At 61.2% G+C, this 19,002-nt stretch carries 17 protein-coding genes; 13 read left to right on the forward strand and 4 right to left on the reverse strand.

Features of this window, described 5'->3' with window-relative positions; all coding sequences use genetic code 11:
• Positions 1–191 precede the first annotated feature (191 nt).
• Positions 192–1,559, reverse strand: coding sequence for a CYTH domain-containing protein (locus HU767_RS18900; RefSeq protein ID WP_186707579.1), 1,368 nt, complete (start codon positions 1,557–1,559; stop codon positions 192–194).
• A gap of 147 nt (positions 1,560–1,706) precedes the next feature.
• Between HU767_RS18900 and argE the strand changes: the two genes are divergently transcribed.
• The 3 genes from argE to HU767_RS18915 all read left to right on the forward strand — a co-directional run bounded on the left by argE (position 1,707) and on the right by HU767_RS18915 (position 6,082).
• The gene (gene argE, locus HU767_RS18905; protein ID WP_186730208.1) at positions 1,707–2,864 is read left to right on the forward strand and encodes an acetylornithine deacetylase; all 1,158 of its coding nucleotides are present in this window, start codon (positions 1,707–1,709) and stop codon (positions 2,862–2,864) included.
• 137 nt (positions 2,865–3,001) lie between these two features.
• Positions 3,002–4,300, forward strand: a complete 1,299-nt coding sequence (gene argA / locus HU767_RS18910; RefSeq protein WP_053126389.1) for an amino-acid N-acetyltransferase — start codon at positions 3,002–3,004, stop codon at positions 4,298–4,300.
• A 459-nt stretch (positions 4,301–4,759) separates the two neighbouring features.
• Positions 4,760–6,082 (forward strand): OprD family porin, encoded by a 1,323-nt coding sequence (locus HU767_RS18915; RefSeq protein ID WP_186730209.1) that lies wholly within the window; start codon positions 4,760–4,762, stop codon positions 6,080–6,082.
• A 142-nt stretch (positions 6,083–6,224) separates the two neighbouring features.
• Here HU767_RS18915 and HU767_RS18920 read toward each other — a convergent pair whose 3' ends face one another.
• Positions 6,225–6,620 carry a nucleotidyltransferase domain-containing protein gene (locus tag HU767_RS18920; RefSeq protein WP_186730210.1) on the reverse strand — a complete coding sequence of 132 codons (396 nt, stop codon included), beginning with the start codon at positions 6,618–6,620 and terminating at the stop codon, positions 6,225–6,227.
• Between the two features lie 334 nt (positions 6,621–6,954).
• Between HU767_RS18920 and HU767_RS18925 the strand changes: the two genes are divergently transcribed.
• From HU767_RS18925 to HU767_RS18955, 7 genes are all read left to right on the forward strand, one after another.
• Positions 6,955–7,593, forward strand: coding sequence for a peroxiredoxin (locus HU767_RS18925; RefSeq protein ID WP_046063206.1), 639 nt, complete (start codon positions 6,955–6,957; stop codon positions 7,591–7,593).
• Between the two features lie 325 nt (positions 7,594–7,918).
• Positions 7,919–8,512, forward strand: coding sequence for an NADPH-dependent FMN reductase (gene ssuE / locus HU767_RS18930; RefSeq protein ID WP_186707575.1), 594 nt, complete (start codon positions 7,919–7,921; stop codon positions 8,510–8,512).
• A gap of 89 nt (positions 8,513–8,601) precedes the next feature.
• Positions 8,602–9,567 (forward strand): sulfonate ABC transporter substrate-binding protein, encoded by a 966-nt coding sequence (locus HU767_RS18935; RefSeq protein ID WP_186730211.1) that lies wholly within the window; start codon positions 8,602–8,604, stop codon positions 9,565–9,567.
• Positions 9,568–9,591: 24 nt separating this feature from the next.
• Positions 9,592–10,740, forward strand: a complete 1,149-nt coding sequence (ssuD, locus tag HU767_RS18940; protein WP_186707573.1) for an FMNH2-dependent alkanesulfonate monooxygenase — start codon at positions 9,592–9,594, stop codon at positions 10,738–10,740.
• A gap of 7 nt (positions 10,741–10,747) precedes the next feature.
• The gene (ssuC, locus tag HU767_RS18945; RefSeq protein WP_186707572.1) at positions 10,748–11,530 is read left to right on the forward strand and encodes an aliphatic sulfonate ABC transporter permease SsuC; all 783 of its coding nucleotides are present in this window, start codon (positions 10,748–10,750) and stop codon (positions 11,528–11,530) included.
• Positions 11,527–12,333 (forward strand): aliphatic sulfonates ABC transporter ATP-binding protein, encoded by an 807-nt coding sequence (ssuB, locus tag HU767_RS18950; RefSeq protein ID WP_186730212.1) that lies wholly within the window; start codon positions 11,527–11,529, stop codon positions 12,331–12,333. Before ssuC ends, ssuB begins: the two co-directional genes overlap by 4 nt.
• Positions 12,334–12,358: 25 nt before the next feature.
• Entirely contained in the window at positions 12,359–12,574 is a 216-nt protein-coding gene (locus HU767_RS18955) for a TOBE domain-containing protein (protein WP_003177394.1), read from the forward strand.
• Between the two features lie 227 nt (positions 12,575–12,801).
• Here the strand turns inward: HU767_RS18955 and HU767_RS18960 are convergent, their stop codons facing one another.
• Both HU767_RS18960 and HU767_RS18965 read right to left on the reverse strand, forming a co-directional pair.
• On the reverse strand, positions 12,802–13,437 hold the full coding sequence (locus HU767_RS18960; RefSeq protein ID WP_186730213.1) for a TetR/AcrR family transcriptional regulator: 636 nt from the start codon (positions 13,435–13,437) through the stop codon (positions 12,802–12,804).
• A gap of 286 nt (positions 13,438–13,723) precedes the next feature.
• Positions 13,724–15,100, reverse strand: coding sequence for a glutamine synthetase family protein (locus HU767_RS18965; protein WP_014340747.1), 1,377 nt, complete (start codon positions 15,098–15,100; stop codon positions 13,724–13,726).
• A gap of 278 nt (positions 15,101–15,378) precedes the next feature.
• Here HU767_RS18965 and HU767_RS18970 point away from each other — a divergent pair, with 278 nt between their 5' ends.
• Genes HU767_RS18970 through HU767_RS18980 form a run of 3 tightly spaced genes read left to right on the forward strand, consistent with a single transcriptional unit; the run spans position 15,379 to position 18,977 of the window.
• Positions 15,379–16,155 (forward strand): gamma-glutamyl-gamma-aminobutyrate hydrolase family protein, encoded by a 777-nt coding sequence (locus HU767_RS18970; RefSeq protein ID WP_186707569.1) that lies wholly within the window; start codon positions 15,379–15,381, stop codon positions 16,153–16,155.
• 40 nt (positions 16,156–16,195) lie between these two features.
• Positions 16,196–17,554 (forward strand): glutamine synthetase family protein, encoded by a 1,359-nt coding sequence (locus tag HU767_RS18975; protein WP_053126367.1) that lies wholly within the window; start codon positions 16,196–16,198, stop codon positions 17,552–17,554.
• 58 nt (positions 17,555–17,612) lie between these two features.
• The gene (locus tag HU767_RS18980) at positions 17,613–18,977 is read left to right on the forward strand and encodes an aspartate aminotransferase family protein (protein WP_186730214.1); all 1,365 of its coding nucleotides are present in this window, start codon (positions 17,613–17,615) and stop codon (positions 18,975–18,977) included.
• The last annotated feature ends 25 nt before the right edge of the window (positions 18,978–19,002 follow it).

Raw genomic sequence — 19,002 nt, forward strand, 5'->3', positions numbered from 1 at the left:
GAGATCAAGTCGACGACGAGTTTGCCGGTGGTGCGCTAGTTGGATCTGAGGTGAATGTGCCGGCCCCTTCGCGAGCAAGCCCGCTCCCACAATGGTCCTCCACCGTACACACATGTTGTGTTCGCTGAAGATCCAGTGTGGGAGCGGGCTTGCTCGCGAAAGCGGTACTCCAGACGCAGAAGATCTTTCGGTTACAGGCGCAACAACGTCTTCCAAGCCCGGTTCTGATACACCGCAATCGCCTGCTGCTTGCGCGCATCCAGCGTTTCGTCGGTGATCGGTTGGTTGGCCAGTTGTGCCAGCTTGTTCAGCTCACCGTAGAGCCGATCCATTTCCGGGATCTCCAGCACATGGCGGGCATGGTGCAGCCAGGCCTGGATGCGTTCGATGCGCGGCAGTTGCTCGGCCAGGTCTTCCGGTTGCTGTTGATAACGTTGCAATTGCAGGGACGAGGACTCTTCGCCCAACAGGCGTGGCAACCAGCTGCCCAGTTGCGCCGCGCCCTGGCGATTGCCGCGGGTGTTGCGCTCGACGGCCCAGCTGCGGGCCAGCAGCCAGCGTGACGTGTTGAGGGAAAACAGGCCCCAACGCGGGTCTTGCAGCTCTTCGAGGAACTGTTCCGGCGCGGCCTTGCGCACGTCTTCGTCGTCCAGGCCGGCCTGGACCAGCGGGCGCCAGTCTTCCAGCAACGCGTCCAGGGCCAGGCGCAAGTCATGGGTCGATTGGCGCGGCGCGGCCTGGCCGAGGCTGCTGAGCAGGGCGCGCAGTTCGGCTAGGCTTTCCACCCAGTCCTGCAGCAGGCGCCAATGGCCGTTGAACCGGTATTGCTCGGCCAGGCGCTGGCTGCTGCCGAGCAAATGCCAGCTCAGCGCGGCGAAGGCATCGTCCAGCGGCGTTTCGGCAGTCAGTTGCGGGGCTGGCAGGCTCAAGGCGTAGCTGCCCGCGTCATGCAGGCGATAGCCACGCTCGGCCTTGCTGATGTCGCAGGGCATCAGGGGCAGGGTCATGGCCAGCTCGGCGGCCAGTTCCAGCAGGGCGGCGGGTTCGCCTTCGCGCAGTTCCAGCTCCAGTTCGCAGATTTCTTCCTTCTGTTTGCCGACCACCACGTGGCCCAGGTCCAGGGCGGCTTCGATGACCACTTTGCTTTTGCCACGGCCCCAAGCGATTTCAGCGCGTTCGCGAACGAAATCGGTGGTGAAGATGGCCTTGAGGGTTTTCTTGTCCAGTTCGGCCAAGGCCTCGGGCCAGCATTCGCCGTCGAGCTTCTTCAGGTCGAGCTTGGCCTTGGGCAGGTGCCAGTCGTATTCGTTGCGCTCGGACAGGCCGGCGACGCTCTGGCCGCGGGTCTTGAGGGTCTGGATCACCTCTTCGCCGTCGCGACGCAGGCGCAGGGCGACCTTGGCCCGGGCCAGGTCACGCTCTGGCGTGTCGAAATACTGGTTCATCAATTCGTGGCGTTCCCAGCCACTCTTGTTGCGTTTTTTCAGCAGCGGATGCTCGCGCAAGGCTGCCAGGGTCTCGCGGCTGACGCGGAGTTTGATTTCGGTTTCTTTCTGCATGGCCGGAAAATCCAGGGATCGGGTGCGCAGCCGGGGGAAGGTGTGGCTGCCAAGGCCGTGCAGTGTACAGGACTGACTCGCCCTAGGTTTATTCCTGGGTCCAGATGGTTCTATGATGAACGCCAATCTGTATGCCCGGAGCCAGCGATGCCTTTGCCGTCCATGAAAGATCAATTCGCTGCCCTGATCGCCACGCCTTCGGTCAGCTGTACCCAGCCTGGGCTCGACCAGTCCAACAGCGCCGTCATCGAGCTGTTGGCCGGCTGGCTCACTGAGCTGGGGTTCTCCTGCGATATCCAGCAGGTCAGCCCTGGCAAATTCAATCTGCTGGCCAGTTTCGGCAGCGGTCCCGGCGGCCTGGTGCTGGCCGGCCACAGTGACACGGTGCCGTTCGACGGCGCCTTGTGGCAGACCGATCCGTTGAAGCTCACTGAGGTCGATGGCCGTTGGGTCGGCCTGGGCAGTTGTGACATGAAGGGTTTTTTCGCCCTGGCCATCGAAGCGGTCAAGCCGCTGCTGGACCAACCGTTCAAGCAACCGCTGCTGATCCTCGCCACCTGTGATGAAGAAAGCTCCATGTCCGGCGCCCGGGCCCTGGCCGATGCCGGCCGACCATTGGGGCGCGCGGCGGTGATCGGCGAGCCGACCGGCCTGCGGCCGATTCGCCTGCACAAAGGCGTGATGATGGAGCGCATCGACATTCTCGGACGCAGCGGCCATTCGTCCGATCCGCGCCTGGGCCACAGCGCGTTGGAGGCCATGCACGATGCCATGGGCGAATTGCGCGGCCTGCGCCTGCAATGGCAGCGTGAATTCCGTAACCCGCAGTTCAGCGTGCCGCAACCGACCCTGAATTTCGGCTGCATCCACGGCGGCGACAACCCCAACCGGATCTGCGGCCAATGCTCCATGGAATTTGACCTGCGGCCTTTGCCAGGCATGGACCCGCAAGTGCTGCGGGCGGCGATCCAGCAGAAGCTCAACCCCATCGCCGAGCGCCATCAAGTCAAGATCGACTACGCGCCGCTGTTCCCCGAAGTGCCGCCGTTCGAGCAGGCCGAGGACGCCGAATTGGTCCGCGTGGCCGAACGACTGACCGGCCATCGTGCCGAAGCAGTGGCGTTCGGCACCGAAGCGCCTTATCTTCAGCGCCTTGGCTGTGAAACCCTGGTGCTCGGTCCTGGCGATATCGCCTGTGCCCACCAACCGGGCGAGTACCTTGAAATGTCACGTTTGCAACCTACCGTGGATCTGTTGCGGCAGTTGATCGTCCATTACTGCCTGACGTCGGCCACGGCCGATTAAATTGCGCCCTTGCGGGCCCGTATTCATCACATGAGGAGAGCGCGCGTGTCGCCAAGCCTGTTCCGACGATAACCACCAGCCCGTTGTGCGTTCTGTTTCGTCTTTTTTTGGCTGTTATTTATTACAGGTCCAGGTTCATGCCCGAATACGTCAATTGGCTTCGTCACGCTTCGCCCTACATCAACGCCCACCGCGATTGCACCTTCATCGTCATGCTGCCCGGCGACGGGGTGGAACACCCTAATTTCGGCAACATCGTCCATGACCTGGTGCTGCTCCACAGCCTCGGCGTGCGCCTGGTGCTGGTCCATGGTTCGCGCCCGCAGATCGAGACTCGCCTCGCTGCGCGGGGCCTGACGCCTCACTACCACCACGGCATGCGCATCACCGACGCGGCGACCCTGGAGTGCGTGATCGACGCGGTCGGCCAGTTGCGCATCGCCATCGAGGCGCGCCTGTCCATGGACATGGCGTCCTCGCCCATGCAGGGCTCGCGGCTGCGGGTCGCCAGCGGCAACCTGGTCACCGCCCGGCCGATCGGCGTGCTCGAAGGCGTGGATTACCACCACACCGGCGAAGTGCGCCGGGTCGATCGCAAGGGCATCAACCGGCTGCTGGACGAGCGCTCCATCGTGTTGCTGTCGCCGTTGGGTTATTCGCCCACCGGAGAAATCTTCAACCTGGCCTGTGAAGACGTCGCCACCCGGGCGGCCATCGACCTGGCGGCCGACAAGCTGCTGCTGTTCGGTGCCGAACAGGGGCTTATCGGCGAGGACGGACGGCTGGTGCGGGAATTACGTCCGCAACAGGTCCCAGGCCACATGCAACGCCTGGGCAGCGACTATCAGGCCGAACTGCTGGACGCGGCGGCCCAGGCCTGTCGTGGTGGCGTTGCGCGCAGCCACATCGTCAGTTATGCCGAGGACGGCGCGCTGCTGGCCGAATTGTTCACCCGCGATGGCAGCGGTACGTTGGTGGCCCAGGAACAATTCGAAGTGGTGCGCGAAGCGGCCATTGAAGATGTCGGCGGCCTGCTGGACCTGATCAGTCCGCTGGAAGAGCAGGGGATTCTGGTGCGTCGCTCCCGCGAAGTGCTGGAGCGCGAGATCGAACAGTTCAGCGTGGTCGAGCGCGAAGGCATGATCATCGCCTGCGCGGCGCTGTACCAGATCGCCGATTCGGATGCCGGGGAACTGGCCTGCCTGGCGGTGAACCCGGAGTACCGCCACGGTGGCCGGGGCGACGAACTGCTGGAGCGGATCGAAACCCGCGCCCGCGCCCAAGGACTCAAGACGCTGTTCGTACTCACGACCCGTACCGCCCACTGGTTCCGCGAACGTGGTTTCGAGCCCAGCAGCGTCGACCGTCTGCCGGCCGCGCGAGCCTCGCTCTACAACTATCAGCGTAATTCGAAAATCTTCGAAAAAGCCCTGTAACTCCTGGCGCGCTCCCTGCGTGGGAGTGTCGCAGGGGGCGTCTTTTTGATTTCAGACAATGAATCGCCTGACGCATAGCCATCAAGCTCCCATCTTAAGCAGCCCCGGCGCCAAAGGATCAAGGGATCCCTCTACGCCGGGGTTTCCCGCTGAGCGCTTCTCGGCAAAAAGCCATTCAGTAATTCGCCGGCTGGCCGATACGCCGGACCACGGTTGATGAAGCTTTGATGGCAGCTATATGTCGAAAAGAGCTGAAAACTGGCAGAACAATTCTTTTTGGATTTATAGAGAATCCATTATCCTGCGGGCCGTGTAGCGGGGTTAGACCATGGTCGTAGACACAATTGGTTACGATTGACTTGTCAGTCACGGTCTGGCGCTAATCGCGCATCCGCGGATTCCGGGCGTTCGATCCGGAACCAAAGACACACAAGAATTAAAAAACGAGAGGAGCGAAGCATGAACAAGTCCACCTTGGCCCTGGCTGTGGCCGTTGGGGTTTTGGCGCAGCAGGCAGGCGCCGCCGGTTTTATCGAGGACAGCAAGGCTACCTTGGGTCTGCGTAACTTCTACATCAACACGGATAACCGTGATTCGGCTGCTTCAACGAACAAAAACGAAGAATGGGGCCAGGGTTTTGACCTGCGCTTCACCTCCGGTTACACCCAAGGCACCGTCGGCTTCGGTATCGACGCCATCGGCCTGCTGGGGGTCAAACTGGATTCGGGCGGCGGTACCAACGGCGCGTCCAATAACAGCTATGGCGGCACGGTTTTCCCGAGCAAGTCCAACGGCGAAGCAGTGGATAACTTCTCCAGCCTGGGCCTGACCGCCAAGGCGAAGATCTCCCAGACCGAGCTGAAGCTGGGCACCCTGCAGCCAAAACTGCCGGTCATCGTGACCAACGATGGTCGTCTGCTGCCGCAAACCTTCCAAGGTGGCCAGATCACCTCGAACGAGATCAAGGACCTGACGCTCGTCGGCGGCCAGATCGAGCACGCCAAGGGCCGTAACTCCAGCAACAACGAGGAGTTGTCCATTGCCGGTGCGAACGGTCGTACCGCCAGCGGTCGCGACAGCAACAAGTTCATCTACGGTGGCGGTGACTATAAAATCACCAAGGACCTGACTGCCCAGTACTACTACGGCAACCTGGAAGATTTCTACAAGCAACACTTCCTGGGCCTGGTGCACAACTGGTCCATCGGTCCTGGCGTGCTGAAGTCCGACCTGCGTTATTTCAACAGCCGCAGCGACGGCGCCAACGGTCATGATTCCACCTACTACACCACTGGCTACTATGGCGGCAGCGTCACCAAGGGCAAAGTCGACAACAACCTGTACAGCGGCCTGTTCCTGTACACCGTTGCCGGTCACACCTTTGGCGGTGGCTACCAGGCCAGCAACGGCGACAGCGATTTCCCTTGGCTGAACCAGGGTGACGGTTCGTCGGCTTACCTGACCACCGACATGCAAATCGCCAAATTCGCCCGTGCCGGTGAACGCACCTGGCAGGGTCGCTACTCGTACGACTTCGCCAAGCTCGGTGTTCCTGGCCTGACCGCAGGTGTCATCTACCTGCGCGGCGACAACATCGACCACGCCACCGGTGACAAGACCGAGTGGGAACGTGACATCACTGTTGGCTACGTCGTACCGGAAGGTCCGCTGAAGAACGTTGGCGTCATGTGGAAAAACGCTACCTGGCGCAACGACATCCCTGGTCAGCGCGACCAGGATGAAAACCGCCTGATCGTCAGCTACTCGATCCCGCTGCTGTAAGCAACGCGCTCGCCTGACGAAAAAAAGCCCCGCCCGGTAATACGCCGGGCGGGGCTTTTTTATGTTTTCGGGTCATGTAAGGGATTCTTCCCGCCTACTGGCGACGTAACGCACGATACTCGCTGCCTTGTTGATCAATACATCATCGGCCATACACGCTGCCTTCCTTCTGAATATCCTTGAGCAATCCCGCTCGAGCCTCGTCGAGAGCGGTTTTTTCGCTGAGGATAAAACATTCGAACAACCCCGCCTGTACGTCTCTGGCCCAAAGCCTCCGACCACGGGTCAGGATCTGGTACTGCATTACCGTCGTTGCCGCCCGTAAATCAAGCAGATCCACTGGGCATCCGGCTATATCCGCCAAGTCTCCGGAAAGTTGCCATAACAACACGGGGTCGACCTGACCGGACCAGAGAACAGCCAAATCGACATCACTGTCAGGCCCGGCGGTGCCCTGTGCATGGCTGCCGAACAGGTAAACCGCCAGCAGTCTTGGCAGGTGGTTTTGCAGATGAGTCAGCAAGGCTTGAGTGTTCATGCTGCCTATCCTAGCCGCTCGTCCTGAAATCGCGTCAATAATTTCCGTAGTGTGGGTACAAAACAAAAAAAGCCCCGCCCGGCAATACGCCGGGCGGGGCTTTGCGTTTTCGAGTAGGGCCCACCCCTGTAGCCTTCCTCGAATTTCTCCTCTTTTCAGCAACTCGAGGCCTTCTCGAACCTCGCTGACGATCTTGTGCCGGTATGCGAAATGGCGCCAGTGAACAGTTTTTTATATTCACTAATGATCTAGATAAATGGATATTCATTCTTTTTAAAGCAATCGAAACCGGTGCAAAGTTTGGGCTCACAACAATTCATCCAGGAGCCGCACCATGAGCCTCAGACTCGGCGACATCGCCCCCGACTTCGAACAGGATTCCAGCGCCGGCAAGATTCGCTTCCACGAATGGCTCGGTGACAGTTGGGGTGTACTGTTTTCCCACCCGGCGGATTTCACGCCGGTATGCACCACCGAATTGGGCCTTACGGCCAAGCTCAAGGACGAGTTCGCCCAGCGTGGGGTCAAGGCCATTGCCCTCTCGGTGGACCCGGTGGACTCGCACCACAAGTGGATCGAGGACATCAACGAGACCCAGAACGCCGTGGTCAACTTTCCGATCCTGGCCGATGCCGACCGCAAGGTCTCTGACCTGTACGACCTCATCCACCCCAACGCCAGCGACACCTTGACCGTGCGCTCATTGTTCGTGATCGACCCGAACAAGAAGATTCGCCTGACCATCACCTATCCCGCCAGCACTGGGCGCAATTTCAACGAGATCCTGCGGGTGATCGATTCCCTGCAACTGACCGATAACTACAAGGTCGCCACCCCGGCCAACTGGCAGGACGGCGATGAAGTGGTGATCGTGCCGTCGCTCAAGGATGAAGAAGAACTCAAGCAGCGTTTCCCCAAGGGCTATCGTGCCGTGAAACCTTACCTGCGCCTCACACCGCAGCCTAACAAGTAGGGCTTTGGATTTTCTGTAATGGCTGCAATCGCCTTCGCGAGCAAGCCCGCTCCCACAGGAGTACGCATTCCAATGTGGGAGCGGGCTTGCTCGCGAAGGCTGACTTTCGGTCTGCGCGGGACTCGGATTAGATACTTCCATAAACAGGTTTTGGCCGTTTCGACGGCCTTTTTTATTGCGCCAAGGAAATTGAATTGTATATCTCTTAAATGCATAACCAAATGAATAAATATGATTTAAAGATATATAAATCCCCTGTTATGGTTTGCCCATGCAGCGAGATCGCCCGCCGCGAATCGCACGTGACAGTTAAGGAAGGGTAGGCATGTTGGTCGTCTCACTTGGTGGCAGTCCCAGCCAACGCTCCCGCTCCGGGGTGCTGCTGGAACGCTCGCAACGTTGGTTGCAACAGCAAGGTGTGGAGGTGGTGAGCTATCAGGTGCGCGATTTCCCGGCCGAAGATCTGCTCCATGCCCGTTTCGACAGCCCGAAGGTCGTCGACCTGCTCCAGCAGATCGAAAACGCTGACGGCCTGGTGATCGCCACGCCGGTGTACAAGGCGTCTTTTTCCGGTGCGCTGAAGACCGTGCTGGACCTGCTGCCTGAGCGGGCCCTGGCTCACAAAGTGGTGTTGCCCATGGCTACCGGTGGCAGCATCGCCCACATGCTGGCGGTGGATTACGCCCTTAAACCAGTGTTGTCGGCGCTCAAGGCCCAAGAAATGCTCCATGGGATTTTTGCCGAAGACAGTCAGATCGCTTATGGCGAAGGCAGCGCCCAGGCGCAATTGGCGCCGGCCCTGCAGCAGCGGCTGGACGAGGCGCTGGAACAGTTTTACAGCGCCATGGCCCGTCGGCCCCGGCCGTTGGACCCCAGTGTATTGAACGAACGTTTGTTGAGTGCTCGCTGGAGCATTTGAACCCGAACACCCCTGATTCAACTCACCTTACTCAGCCGCCAACGGCCCAGCAGGTGCAGCCAAAACCCACAGCAAAAAGGAGAGGCGCCATGCGCACTGTCATTTTGCGTCGCGGGCTGGTCGCTCTGTTTGCTGCGGCTGTGTCCCTCGGCGTCATCACCCAAGCTCAAGCCGAGACCTTGCGGATCGGTTATCAGAAATACGGCACCCTGGTGCTGCTCAAGGCCAAGGGCTCGTTGGAAAAACGCCTCGCCGCCCAAGGCGTGGACGTGCAATGGACCGAGTTCCCCGGAGGTCCGCAGCTGCTGGAAGGCTTGAACGTCGGTTCCATCGACTTCGGCGTGACCGGTGAAACGCCGCCGGTGTTTGCCCAGGCCGCGGGCGCCGACCTGCTTTACGTTGCTTACGAGCCGCCGGCGCCCACCAGCGAGGCCATCCTGGTGCCGAAAGGCTCGGCCATCCAATCGGTGCAAGACCTCAAGGGCAAGAAGGTCGTGCTGAACAAAGGCTCCAACGTCCACTACCTGCTGGTGCGGGCGTTGGAAGATGCTGGCCTGAAGTATTCCGACATTCAAACCGTTTTCCTGCCGCCAGCCGATGCCCGTGCCGCGTTCGAACGGGGCAGCGTAGATGCCTGGGTGATCTGGGACCCGTACCAGGCGGCCGCCGAACAACAGTTGCAGGCTCGCACCCTGCGTGACGGCAAAGGCATCGTCGATAACCACCAGTTCTACCTCGCCACCAAGCCCTATGCGCAAAAGAATCCCCAAGTCATTACCGCCCTGGTGGAAGAAGTGCGGGCAGTGGGGGAGTGGTCCAAGGCCAATCCTGAAGACGTGACCAAACAGGTCTCGCCGCTGCTCGGCCTGCCGGCGGACATCACCCTGACGTCGGTGAAACGCCAAGGCTACGGGGCGCTGTTCCTCACGCCGGAGGTGGTGGGGGCGCAGCAGAAAATCGCCGACAGCTTCTACCAGCTCAAATTGATTCCCAAGCCCTTGAGCATCAAGGACGTGATCTGGACGCCGCCGGCGGCCGTTGCGAACGCGCAGTAATTCGATCCCTTAGGAGACCACTCCATGAGCCTCAATATTTTCTGGTTCCTGCCTACCCATGGCGACGGCCATTACCTTGGCACTGCCGAAGGCGCCCGCGCCGTCGATCACGGTTACTTGCAGCAGGTCGCCCAGGCGGCGGATCGATTGGGTTTCGGCGGCGTGCTGATCCCCACCGGACGTTCCTGCGAGGACTCCTGGCTGGTGGCCGCTTCGTTGATTCCCGTGACCCAGCGCCTGAAATTCCTCGTGGCCCTGCGCCCCGGGATTATTTCCCCAACGGTGGCGGCGCGTCAGGCCGCGACCCTCGACCGGTTGTCCGGCGGGCGGGCGCTGTTCAACCTGGTGACCGGCGGCGACCCCGATGAATTGGCCGGTGATGGGCTGTTCCTCGACCACGAACAACGCTACCAGGCCTCGGTGGAATTCACCCGCATCTGGCGCCGGGTGCTGGAAGGCGAGACGGTGGATTACGACGGTGAGCACATCAGCGTGAAGGGCGCCAAGCTGCTCTATCCGCCGATCCAGCAACCGCGTCCGCCGCTGTATTTTGGCGGCTCGTCGGAAGCTGCCCAGGACCTGGCGGCCGAACAAGTGGAAATGGTGCTGACCTGGGGCGAGCCGCCCGCAGCCGTCGCGCAAAAAATCGAGCAGGTGCGGGCCAAGGCTGCGAAGCTCGGACGTACCGTGCGCTTCGGCATCCGCCTGCATGTGATCGTGCGGGAAACCAACGCCGAAGCCTGGCGAGCGGCCGACCGGCTGATTTCTCACCTGGACGACGACACCATCGCCCGGGCCCAGGCCTCCCTGGCGCGCTTCGATTCGGTGGGCCAGCAACGCATGGCCGCCCTGCACGGCGGCAGTCGCGACAAGCTGGAAGTCAGCCCCAACCTCTGGGCCGGTGTCGGCCTGGTACGCGGCGGTGCCGGCACGGCGCTGGTGGGCGATGGCCCGACCGTGGCGGCGCGGGTCAAGGAGTATGCCGACCTTGGCATCGACACCTTTATCTTCTCCGGTTATCCCCACCTGGAAGAGTCCTATCGCGTGGCGGAACTGTTGTTTCCGCACTTGGATGTGGAGCGCCCGGAGTTGCCGAAAAGCCAGGGCTATGTGAGCCCGTTCGGTGAAATGGTGGCCAACGACATCCTGCCCAAAGCCGCGTCCCAGAGCTGAGGCGGCCATGAATAAAATCATCCACAACCTCGCGCCCTGGGCGGTGCCGCTGCTGTTGCTGGCGGTCTGGCAACTGTCGGTGTCGGCCGGTTGGTTGTCCACGCGGATCCTGCCGGCACCCGTGGCCGTGATCGAAGCCGGCGTCAACCTGGTGCGCAGCGGTGAGATCTGGACGCATCTGGCGATCAGTGGTTGGCGGGCAGCGGTGGGCTTCCTGATCGGCGGCGGCATCGGCCTGGCCCTGGGCTTTATCACTGGCTTGTCGAAATGGGGCGAGCGCCTGTTGGACAGCTCCGTGCAGATGGTGCGCAACGTCCCGCATCTGGCGCTGATTCCGCTGGTGATCCTTTGGTTTGGCATCGACGAGTCGGCGAAGATTTTCCTGGTGGCCCTGGGCACGTTGTTTCCGATCTACCTCAACACCTACCACGGCATCCGCAACGTCGACCCGGCGCTGGTGGAAATGTCCCGCAGCTACGGCTTGTCCGGCTTCAGCCTGTTTCGCCAGGTGATCCTGCCGGGCGCCTTGCCTTCGATCCTGGTGGGCGTGCGCTTTGCCCTGGGCTTCATGTGGTTGACGTTGATCGTGGCGGAAACCATTTCGGCCAGCGCCGGCATCGGCTACTTGGCGATGAACGCCCGTGAGTTCCTGCAAACCGATGTGGTGGTGCTGGCGATTCTCCTGTACGCGGTGCTGGGCAAGTTGGCCGACCTGGCCGCCCGTGGGCTTGAGCGGGTCTGGCTGCGCTGGCATCCGGCGTACCAAGTGAACAAGGGAGGTGCCGCATGACCGCCCAACAACCTCCGCGCCTGCTGCGTGGCATCCCGCTGGCGGTGCGCAACCTGCAAAAAACCTTTGGCACGCGCCAGGTATTGCGCGACATCGACCTGCATATCCCGGCCGGGCAATTCGTGGCTGTGGTCGGTCGCAGCGGTTGTGGCAAAAGTACCTTGCTGCGGTTGCTGGCCGGCCTCGATCAACCCACCGACGGCCAACTGCTGGCGGGCTCGGCGGCCTTGAGTGCGGCGCAACAGGACACGCGGTTGATGTTCCAGGAAGCGCGTCTGCTGCCGTGGAAAAAAGTCATCGACAACGTTGGCCTCGGGCTCAACGGCAACTGGCGTCCGCAGGCCTTGCAGGCACTGGAAGCCGTCGGCTTGGCCGACCGTGCCCAGGAGTGGCCGGCGGCATTGTCCGGCGGCCAGAAACAACGGGTGGCCCTCGCCCGCGCGCTGATTCATCAGCCACGGCTGTTGTTGCTCGACGAACCCTTGGGAGCATTGGACGCCCTGACCCGTATCGAGATGCAGCAACTGATCGAAAACCTCTGGCAGCAGCACGGTTTCACGGTGTTGCTGGTGACTCACGACGTCAGCGAAGCGGTGGCGATTGCCGACCGGGTGATCCTGATCGAGGACGGCCAGGTCGGCCTCGACCTGCCCATCGACCTGCCACGCCCACGGGTTCGCGGCTCTCATCGCCTGGCGAGCCTGGAAACCGAAGTCCTCAACCGTGTGCTGTCCTTGCCCGGCCAACCACCGGAACCCGAACCCGTTTCACCCTTGCCTACGCAATTGCGTTGGGCGCAATAACTTCATCCAGACAGGAATCGACACCATGACCATCAAAGCCATCAACGTACGCAACCAGTTCAAAGGCACCATCAAGGAAATCGTCGAAGGCGACGTGCTGTCGGAAATCGACGTGCAGACCGCCTCCGGCATCGTCACGTCGGTCATCACCACCCGTTCGGTCAAGGAGTTGGAACTGGCGATCGGCAGTGAAGTGATTGCCTTCGTCAAATCCACCGAGGTGTCTATCGCCAAGTTGTGAACGATGCTTGACCCACGGCCCCGGACGGCGAGAGCCCTTCGGGGCTTTTGGGCTGCGCACGCATTCACTTTGTTGAGGTGAGGAGGGGGCTTTGTGGCGAGGGGATTTATCCCCGCTGGGCTGCGCAGCAGCCCTAAAGCAGTGTACTCATCTTCCTGGCACATCGAGTTAGCTGGTTTGGGGGCCGCTGCGCAGCCCAGCGGGGATAAATCCCCTCGCCACGTGGATCAGGATGCTTCGCGCTTGGGCAGATACGGCGGCAGGTACAGCCCCAGGTACGCATCGAATACCCGCATGCCTTCTTCTGCCATGCGTGGGGTGATCTGGCCGTGTTGTTGGACCGAGCGGGCGTAGACGCGGTCGCCCAGTTCCATGGCCAGGGCGAACACATCGACGTCGTCGGGCAGGGGCGGCAGGGCGAAATGGTGAGCGAAGACCTTGTGCAGCAAGTCGCTCAGCTCGAGGTCGTGCTGGCGGTCGGCCTGGGTGACTTCGGTCAGGCCGTGCTGGGCCAGGATCAACTGGCGAGCGGCGGCGTCCTGGCTGTAGATGGCGAGCATGCGTTGTTCCACCAGCCGGGACAGGTCGTGCCAATGGTTCAGCGCGGCATGATTGATCGGTGCTTGCAGGCCCGCGCGGAAGGCGGCGTGGACATCGGCGGTCAGGGCTTCGAGCAGGGCCGGGACGCTGGCGAAGAAGTGGTACACGGAAGAGGGCGGGATCCCGGCGCGCTCGGCGACGCTGTAGATCGACAGGCTGGCCACGCCTTCGGCGGCAAGCAGCGTACGGGCGGCATCGAGAATGGTGTCGATCCGGGCCTGGCTGCGTGCGCGGGGTTTGCGGGGTGTGGCGATGCGCGTCATGGACGTCTCCTGCGGGGCTGCCGGGCATTGTACGCAGAGCGAGCGGATGGTCCATACCCGGACTTGTGAGCAGAGCAACTCCTGTGGCGAGGGAGCTTGCTCCCGCTGGGCTGCGAAGCAACCCCGAAACCAGTCGCCGCCGTGGTTCAGGTTGACCGCTTCAGCATTTTTGGGGCTGCTGCGCAGCCCAGCGGGAGCAAGCTCCCTCGCCACAATGTTCGGCGGCAGACATAAAAAAACGCCGCAGGCCATAAGGCCTGCGGCGTTTCTTTTTGAACGTAACCGCTTACACGGTATGCAGGTACCAGTTGTACTCAAGGTCGGAGATGGAGTGTTCGAACTCCTCCAGCTCGCTTTCCTTGCAGGCCACGAAGATATCGATGTATTTCGGGTCGATGTACTTGGCCATGACTTCACTGTCGTCCAGCTCGCGCAGGGCATCGCGCAAGTTGTTCGGCAGGCTTTGCTCGTTCTGCTCGTAGCTGTTGCCTTCCACCGGCGCACCGGGCTCGATCTTGTTGACCAGGCCATGGTGCACCCCTGCCAGCACGGAGGCCATCAGCAGGTACGGGTTGGCATCGGCACCGGCGACGCGGTGTTCCAGGCGCACGGCATCGGCCGAGCCGGTCGGCACGCGCAAGGCCACGGTGCGGTTGTCCAGGCCCCAGGTCGGCGAGTTCGGCACGTAGAACTGTGCGCCGAAACGACGGTAGGAGTTGACGTTCGGGCAGAGGAAAGCCATCTGCGCGGGCAGGGTCTCGAGCACACCGCCGATCGCGTGACGCAATGCGGCGTTCTGCTCGGGATCCTCGCTGGCAAAGATATTCTTGCCGTCTTTATCCAGGATCGAAATGTGGACGTGCAAACCATTGCCTGCCTGGCCCGGATACGGCTTGGCCATGAAGGTGGTGTCCATTTCATGGTCGTAGGCGATGTTCTTGATCAGGCGCTTGAGCAGGACCGCGTAGTCGCACGCCTTGATCGGATCGGCCACGTGGTGCAGGTTCACTTCGAACTGCGCCGGGGCACTTTCCTTGACGATGGCGTCGGCGGGAATGCCTTGCTCCTTGGCCCCTTCCAGAATGTCCTGAAGGCAATCGACGTATTCGTCGAGGTCATCGATCAGGTAGACCTGGGTCGAATGCGGGCGTTTGCCGGAAATCGGCGAGCGGGGCGGTTGAGGGCGTCCATTCACGTTCTCCTGGTCGATCAGGTAGAACTCCAGCTCGAACGCGGCGCAGATGGTCAGGCCCAGTTCATCGAACTTGGTCACGACCTGGCGCAGGACTTCGCGCGGGTCGGCGAAGAAAGGTTCGCCTTCGAGTTCGTGCATGGTCATCAACAGTTGCGCGGTAGGGCGCTTCTGCCAAGGCTCATTGCACAGGGTGTCAGGGATTGGATAGCAGATCCGGTCGGCATCACCGATGTCCAGGCCCAGGCCGGTGCTTTCCACCGTGGAGCCATTGATATCCAGAGCAAATAGAGAGGCCGGCAGGTTGATGCCTTTCTCGTAAACCTTGTGGAGGCTGGTGCGTTCTATGCGCTTGCCGCGCACCACACCATTCATATCCGCAATCAGAAGGTCAACGTACAGAACCTCAGGATGTTCCTTAAGGAACGCGTTCGCTTCGTTAAGCTGAACGGCACGCGGGGGTACCGACATGATGCAACACCTTTGTTGTTAAAAATATCAATCATTGATCTCTTCGAAAGCCAGTCAACCCGAACGGCATGCCGAAGTCAAGCAGGGCCTTTTTTGCCCTAAAAAAGCACCTGCGAGGCTTTTTTGGGGCAATTTAGGGCGTTTTTTTCCCTTTAGGGGCCTTGGCGCCCGCAGGCTTGAGCGGGCCGTGTTGTATTTTTTACGGGGGTGTTGTGTAAAAAAATGAACAAGGCTAAGCTCGATTCAAACCCATAACAGCAATAATACCGGGGTGCTTCATGTCTCGCCTGCCGTTAATCGGCGTCACCGCCTGCACCAAGCAGATCGGTTTGCATGTCTACCACGCTACCTATGACAAGTACCTGCGGGCTGTCGCCACGGCCGCCAAGGGCTTGCCCCTGATTATTCCGTCCATGGCCGATGAGCTTGGAACGTCCGATATTCTGGACGCCCTGGACGGTATTGTGTTTACCGGCTCTCCTTCCAACGTCGAACCTTTTCACTATAGCGGACCTGCCAGCGCGCCGGGCACTGCCCACGACCCTGCACGGGATGCGTTGACCCTGCCGCTGCTGCGTGCCGCGGTGGCGACCGGGGTGCCGATATTTGGCATTTGCCGCGGTTTCCAGGAAATGAACGTCGCGTTCGGCGGCAGCCTGCATCAGAAGGTTCATGAAGTCGGAACCTTTATCGATCATCGTGAAGACGACACTCAGTCGGTGGATATCCAGTACGGCCCGGCTCACGTCGTGCGGATCCAACCCGATGGCATCCTGGCGGGCCTGGGCCTGCCGGCGGTGATTGACGTCAATTCGATCCACAGCCAAGGCATCGAGCGCCTGGCGCCTGGGCTGCGGGCCGAAGCGGTGGCGCCGGATGGCTTGATCGAGGCGGTTTCGGTGTCAGAAGGCAAGGCTTTTGCTTTAGGTGTGCAATGGCACCCCGAATGGGAGGTAAGCTCTAACCCGTACTACCTTGCGATTTTCCAGGCATTTGGCGATGCCTGCCGAGCAAGGGCAACACAACGCGACGCGGATGCGTCAAACAACGCCTGACGATTAATAGCAGTCAGGAAACTCACGCCTAGAGGCATTTATGAGTAACAACCTCGACCAGCTCACCGATTGGTTGAAAGACCACAAGATCACAGAAGTCGAATGCATGATTGGCGACCTGACCGGTATCACCCGGGGCAAGATCTCGCCGACCAACAAGTTCATCGCCGAAAAAGGCATGCGCCTGCCCGAGAGCGTGCTGCTCCAGACCGTGACGGGCGACTATGTCGAAGACGACATCTATTACGAACTGCTCGACCCGGCTGACATCGACATGATCTGCCGCCCGGACGAGAACGCCGTGTTCCTTGTGCCTTGGGCCATCGAGCCCACCGCCCAGGTCATCCACGACGCCTACGACAAGCAGGGCAACCCCATCGAGCTGTCGCCGCGCAACGTGCTCAAGAAAGTGCTCAAGCTCTACGCCGACAAAGGCTGGCAGCCCATCGTCGCGCCGGAAATGGAGTTCTACCTGACCAAGCGCAGCGACGACCCGGACTTCCCGTTGCAGCCGCCCATTGGCCGCTCCGGCCGCCCGGAGACCGGTCGCCAGTCCTTCTCGATCGAAGCGGCCAACGAATTCGACCCACTGTTCGAAGACGTCTACGACTGGTGCGAATTGCAGGAGCTGGACCTCGATACCCTGATCCATGAGGACGGCACGGCGCAGATGGAAATCAACTTCCGTCACGGCGATGCCTTGTCCCTGGCCGACCAGATCCTGGTGTTCAAGCGCACCATGCGCGAGGCGGCACTCAAGCACGACGTGGCCGCCACGTTCATGGCCAAGCCCATGACCGGCGAGCCGGGCAGTGCGATGCACCTGCACCAGAGCATCATCGACAAGGAAACCGGCAAGAACGTCTTCTCCAATGAAGACGGGACCATGAGCGATCTGTTCCTGCACCACATCGGTGGCCTGCAGAAATTCATCCCCGAGCTGTTGCCGCTGTTCGCTCCCAACGTCAACTCGTTCCGCCGCTTCCTGCCGGATACGTCGGCGCCGGTGAACGTGGAGTGGGGCGAAGAGAACCGCACCGTGGGCCTGCGCGTGCCGGATGCCGGGCCGCAGAACCGTCGGGTGGAAAACCGCTTGCCGGGCGCCGACGCCAACCCGTACCTGGCGATTGCCGCCAGCCTGCTGTGTGGCTTCATCGGCATGGTCGAAGGCATCAGCCCGAGCGCGCCGGTGGTGGGCCGCGGCTACGAACGCCGCAACCTGCGTTTGCCGTTGACCATCGAAGACGCCCTGGAACGCATGGAAAACAGCACCACTATCGAGAAATACCTGGGCAAGAAATTCATCACAGGCTACGTCGCGGTCAAGCGGGCCGAGCATGAAAACTTCAAGCGCGTCATCAGTTCGTGGGAGCGGGAATTCCTGCTCTTTGCCGTCTGAAGCGCCGGGCGGGGCTGCTTCAGGCAGCTTCGCCCTCACCGATAACAGGAGAATTCGCATGACCCGCAATAACCCGCAAACCCGTGAATGGCAGGCCCTGAGCAACGATCACCACCTGGCGCCGTTCAGCGACTTCAAGCAGCTCAAAGAGAAAGGCCCGCGCATCATCACCCACGCCAAGGGCGTCTACCTCTGGGACAGTGAAGGCAACAAGATCCTCGACGGCATGGCGGGCCTCTGGTGCGTGGCCGTCGGTTACGGTCGCGCGGAGCTGGCCGATGCCGCCAGCCAACAGATGCGCGAACTGCCGTACTACAACCTGTTCTTCCAGACGGCCCACCCGCCGGTGCTGGAACTGTCCAAAGCCATCGCCGACATCGCCCCTGAAGGCATGAATCATGTGTTCTTCACCGGCTCCGGCTCCGAGGGCAACGACACCATGTTGCGGATGGTCCGCCACTATTGGGCGATCAAGGGCCAGCCAAACAAAAAAGTCATCATCAGCCGCAAGAACGGTTATCACGGCTCGACCGTCGCGGGCGCGAGCCTGGGCGGCATGACTTATATGCACGAGCAGGGCGACCTGCCGATCCCGGGCATTGTCCACATCGCCCAGCCTTACTGGTTCGGTGAAGGCGGCGACATGAGCCCCGAAGAGTTCGGCGTGTGGGCGGCCAACCAGTTGGAAGAAAAAATCCTGGAGATCGGCGTGGACAATGTCGGTGCGTTCATCGCCGAGCCGATCCAGGGCGCTGGTGGCGTGATCGTGCCGCCGGACAGCTACTGGCCGCGCATGAAGGAAATCCTCGCCAAGTACGACATCCTGTTCGTGGCCGACGAAGTGATCTGTGGCTTTGGCCGTACCGGTGAGTGGTTCGGTACCGACCATTACGGGTTGAAACCGCACATGATGACCATCGCCAAGGGCCTGACCTCCGGCTACATCCCCATGGGTGGGCTGATCGTGCGCGACGACGTGGTCGCGGTGCTCAACGAAGGCGGCGACTTCAACCACGGCTTTACCTACTCCGGTCACCCGGTGGCCGCGGCGGTGGCCCTGGAAAACATCCGCATCCTGCGCGACGAGAAGATCATCGAGCGTGTCCACAGCGAAACGGCACCCTATTTGCAACAACGCTTACGGGAACTGAACGATCATCCGCTGGTGGGTGAAGTACGTGGGGTCGGTTTGCTGGGGGCGATCGAACTGGTCCAGGACAAGGCCACGCGCAAGCGCTACGAAGGCAAGGGTGTGGGCATGATCTGCCGGCAGTTCTGCTTCGATAACGGGCTGATCATGCGCGCGGTGGGCGACACCATGATCATTGCGCCGCCGCTGGTGATCAGCAAGGCCGAGATCGATGAGTTGGTGACCAAGGCACGGCAGTGCCTGGACCTGACCCTCAGTGCGTTGCAAGGCTAAGTGCTAGGCTCTGAGCGAGGTGCCT

The organism is Pseudomonas sp. SWRI179 (assembly GCF_014268705.1).
Classification (GTDB): Bacteria; Pseudomonadota; Gammaproteobacteria; order Pseudomonadales; family Pseudomonadaceae; genus Aquipseudomonas; species Aquipseudomonas zanjanensis.

Excerpts from the sequence above, each read along its gene's own strand:
- ssuD (WP_186707573.1), top strand. The coding sequence starts at position 9,592 with ATGAGCCTCAATATTTTCTGGTTCCTGCCTACCCATGGCGACGGCCAT.
- ssuB (WP_186730212.1), top strand. The coding sequence starts at position 11,527 with ATGACCGCCCAACAACCTCCGCGCCTGCTGCGTGGCATCCCGCTGGCG.
- argA (WP_053126389.1), top strand. The coding sequence starts at position 3,002 with ATGCCCGAATACGTCAATTGGCTTCGTCACGCTTCGCCCTACATCAAC.
- ssuE (WP_186707575.1), top strand. The coding sequence starts at position 7,919 with ATGTTGGTCGTCTCACTTGGTGGCAGTCCCAGCCAACGCTCCCGCTCC.
- ssuC (WP_186707572.1), top strand. The coding sequence starts at position 10,748 with ATGAATAAAATCATCCACAACCTCGCGCCCTGGGCGGTGCCGCTGCTG.
- HU767_RS18975 (WP_053126367.1), top strand. The coding sequence starts at position 16,196 with ATGAGTAACAACCTCGACCAGCTCACCGATTGGTTGAAAGACCACAAG.
- HU767_RS18965 (WP_014340747.1), bottom strand. The coding sequence starts at position 15,100 with ATGTCGGTACCCCCGCGTGCCGTTCAGCTTAACGAAGCGAACGCGTTC.
- HU767_RS18955 (WP_003177394.1), top strand. The coding sequence starts at position 12,359 with ATGACCATCAAAGCCATCAACGTACGCAACCAGTTCAAAGGCACCATC.
- HU767_RS18960 (WP_186730213.1), bottom strand. The coding sequence starts at position 13,437 with ATGACGCGCATCGCCACACCCCGCAAACCCCGCGCACGCAGCCAGGCC.
- HU767_RS18925 (WP_046063206.1), top strand. The coding sequence starts at position 6,955 with ATGAGCCTCAGACTCGGCGACATCGCCCCCGACTTCGAACAGGATTCC.
- argE (WP_186730208.1), top strand. The coding sequence starts at position 1,707 with ATGCCTTTGCCGTCCATGAAAGATCAATTCGCTGCCCTGATCGCCACG.
- HU767_RS18900 (WP_186707579.1), bottom strand. The coding sequence starts at position 1,559 with ATGCAGAAAGAAACCGAAATCAAACTCCGCGTCAGCCGCGAGACCCTG.
- HU767_RS18920 (WP_186730210.1), bottom strand. The coding sequence starts at position 6,620 with ATGAACACTCAAGCCTTGCTGACTCATCTGCAAAACCACCTGCCAAGA.
- HU767_RS18970 (WP_186707569.1), top strand. The coding sequence starts at position 15,379 with ATGTCTCGCCTGCCGTTAATCGGCGTCACCGCCTGCACCAAGCAGATC.
- HU767_RS18935 (WP_186730211.1), top strand. The coding sequence starts at position 8,602 with ATGCGCACTGTCATTTTGCGTCGCGGGCTGGTCGCTCTGTTTGCTGCG.
- HU767_RS18980 (WP_186730214.1), top strand. The coding sequence starts at position 17,613 with ATGACCCGCAATAACCCGCAAACCCGTGAATGGCAGGCCCTGAGCAAC.
- HU767_RS18915 (WP_186730209.1), top strand. The coding sequence starts at position 4,760 with ATGAACAAGTCCACCTTGGCCCTGGCTGTGGCCGTTGGGGTTTTGGCG.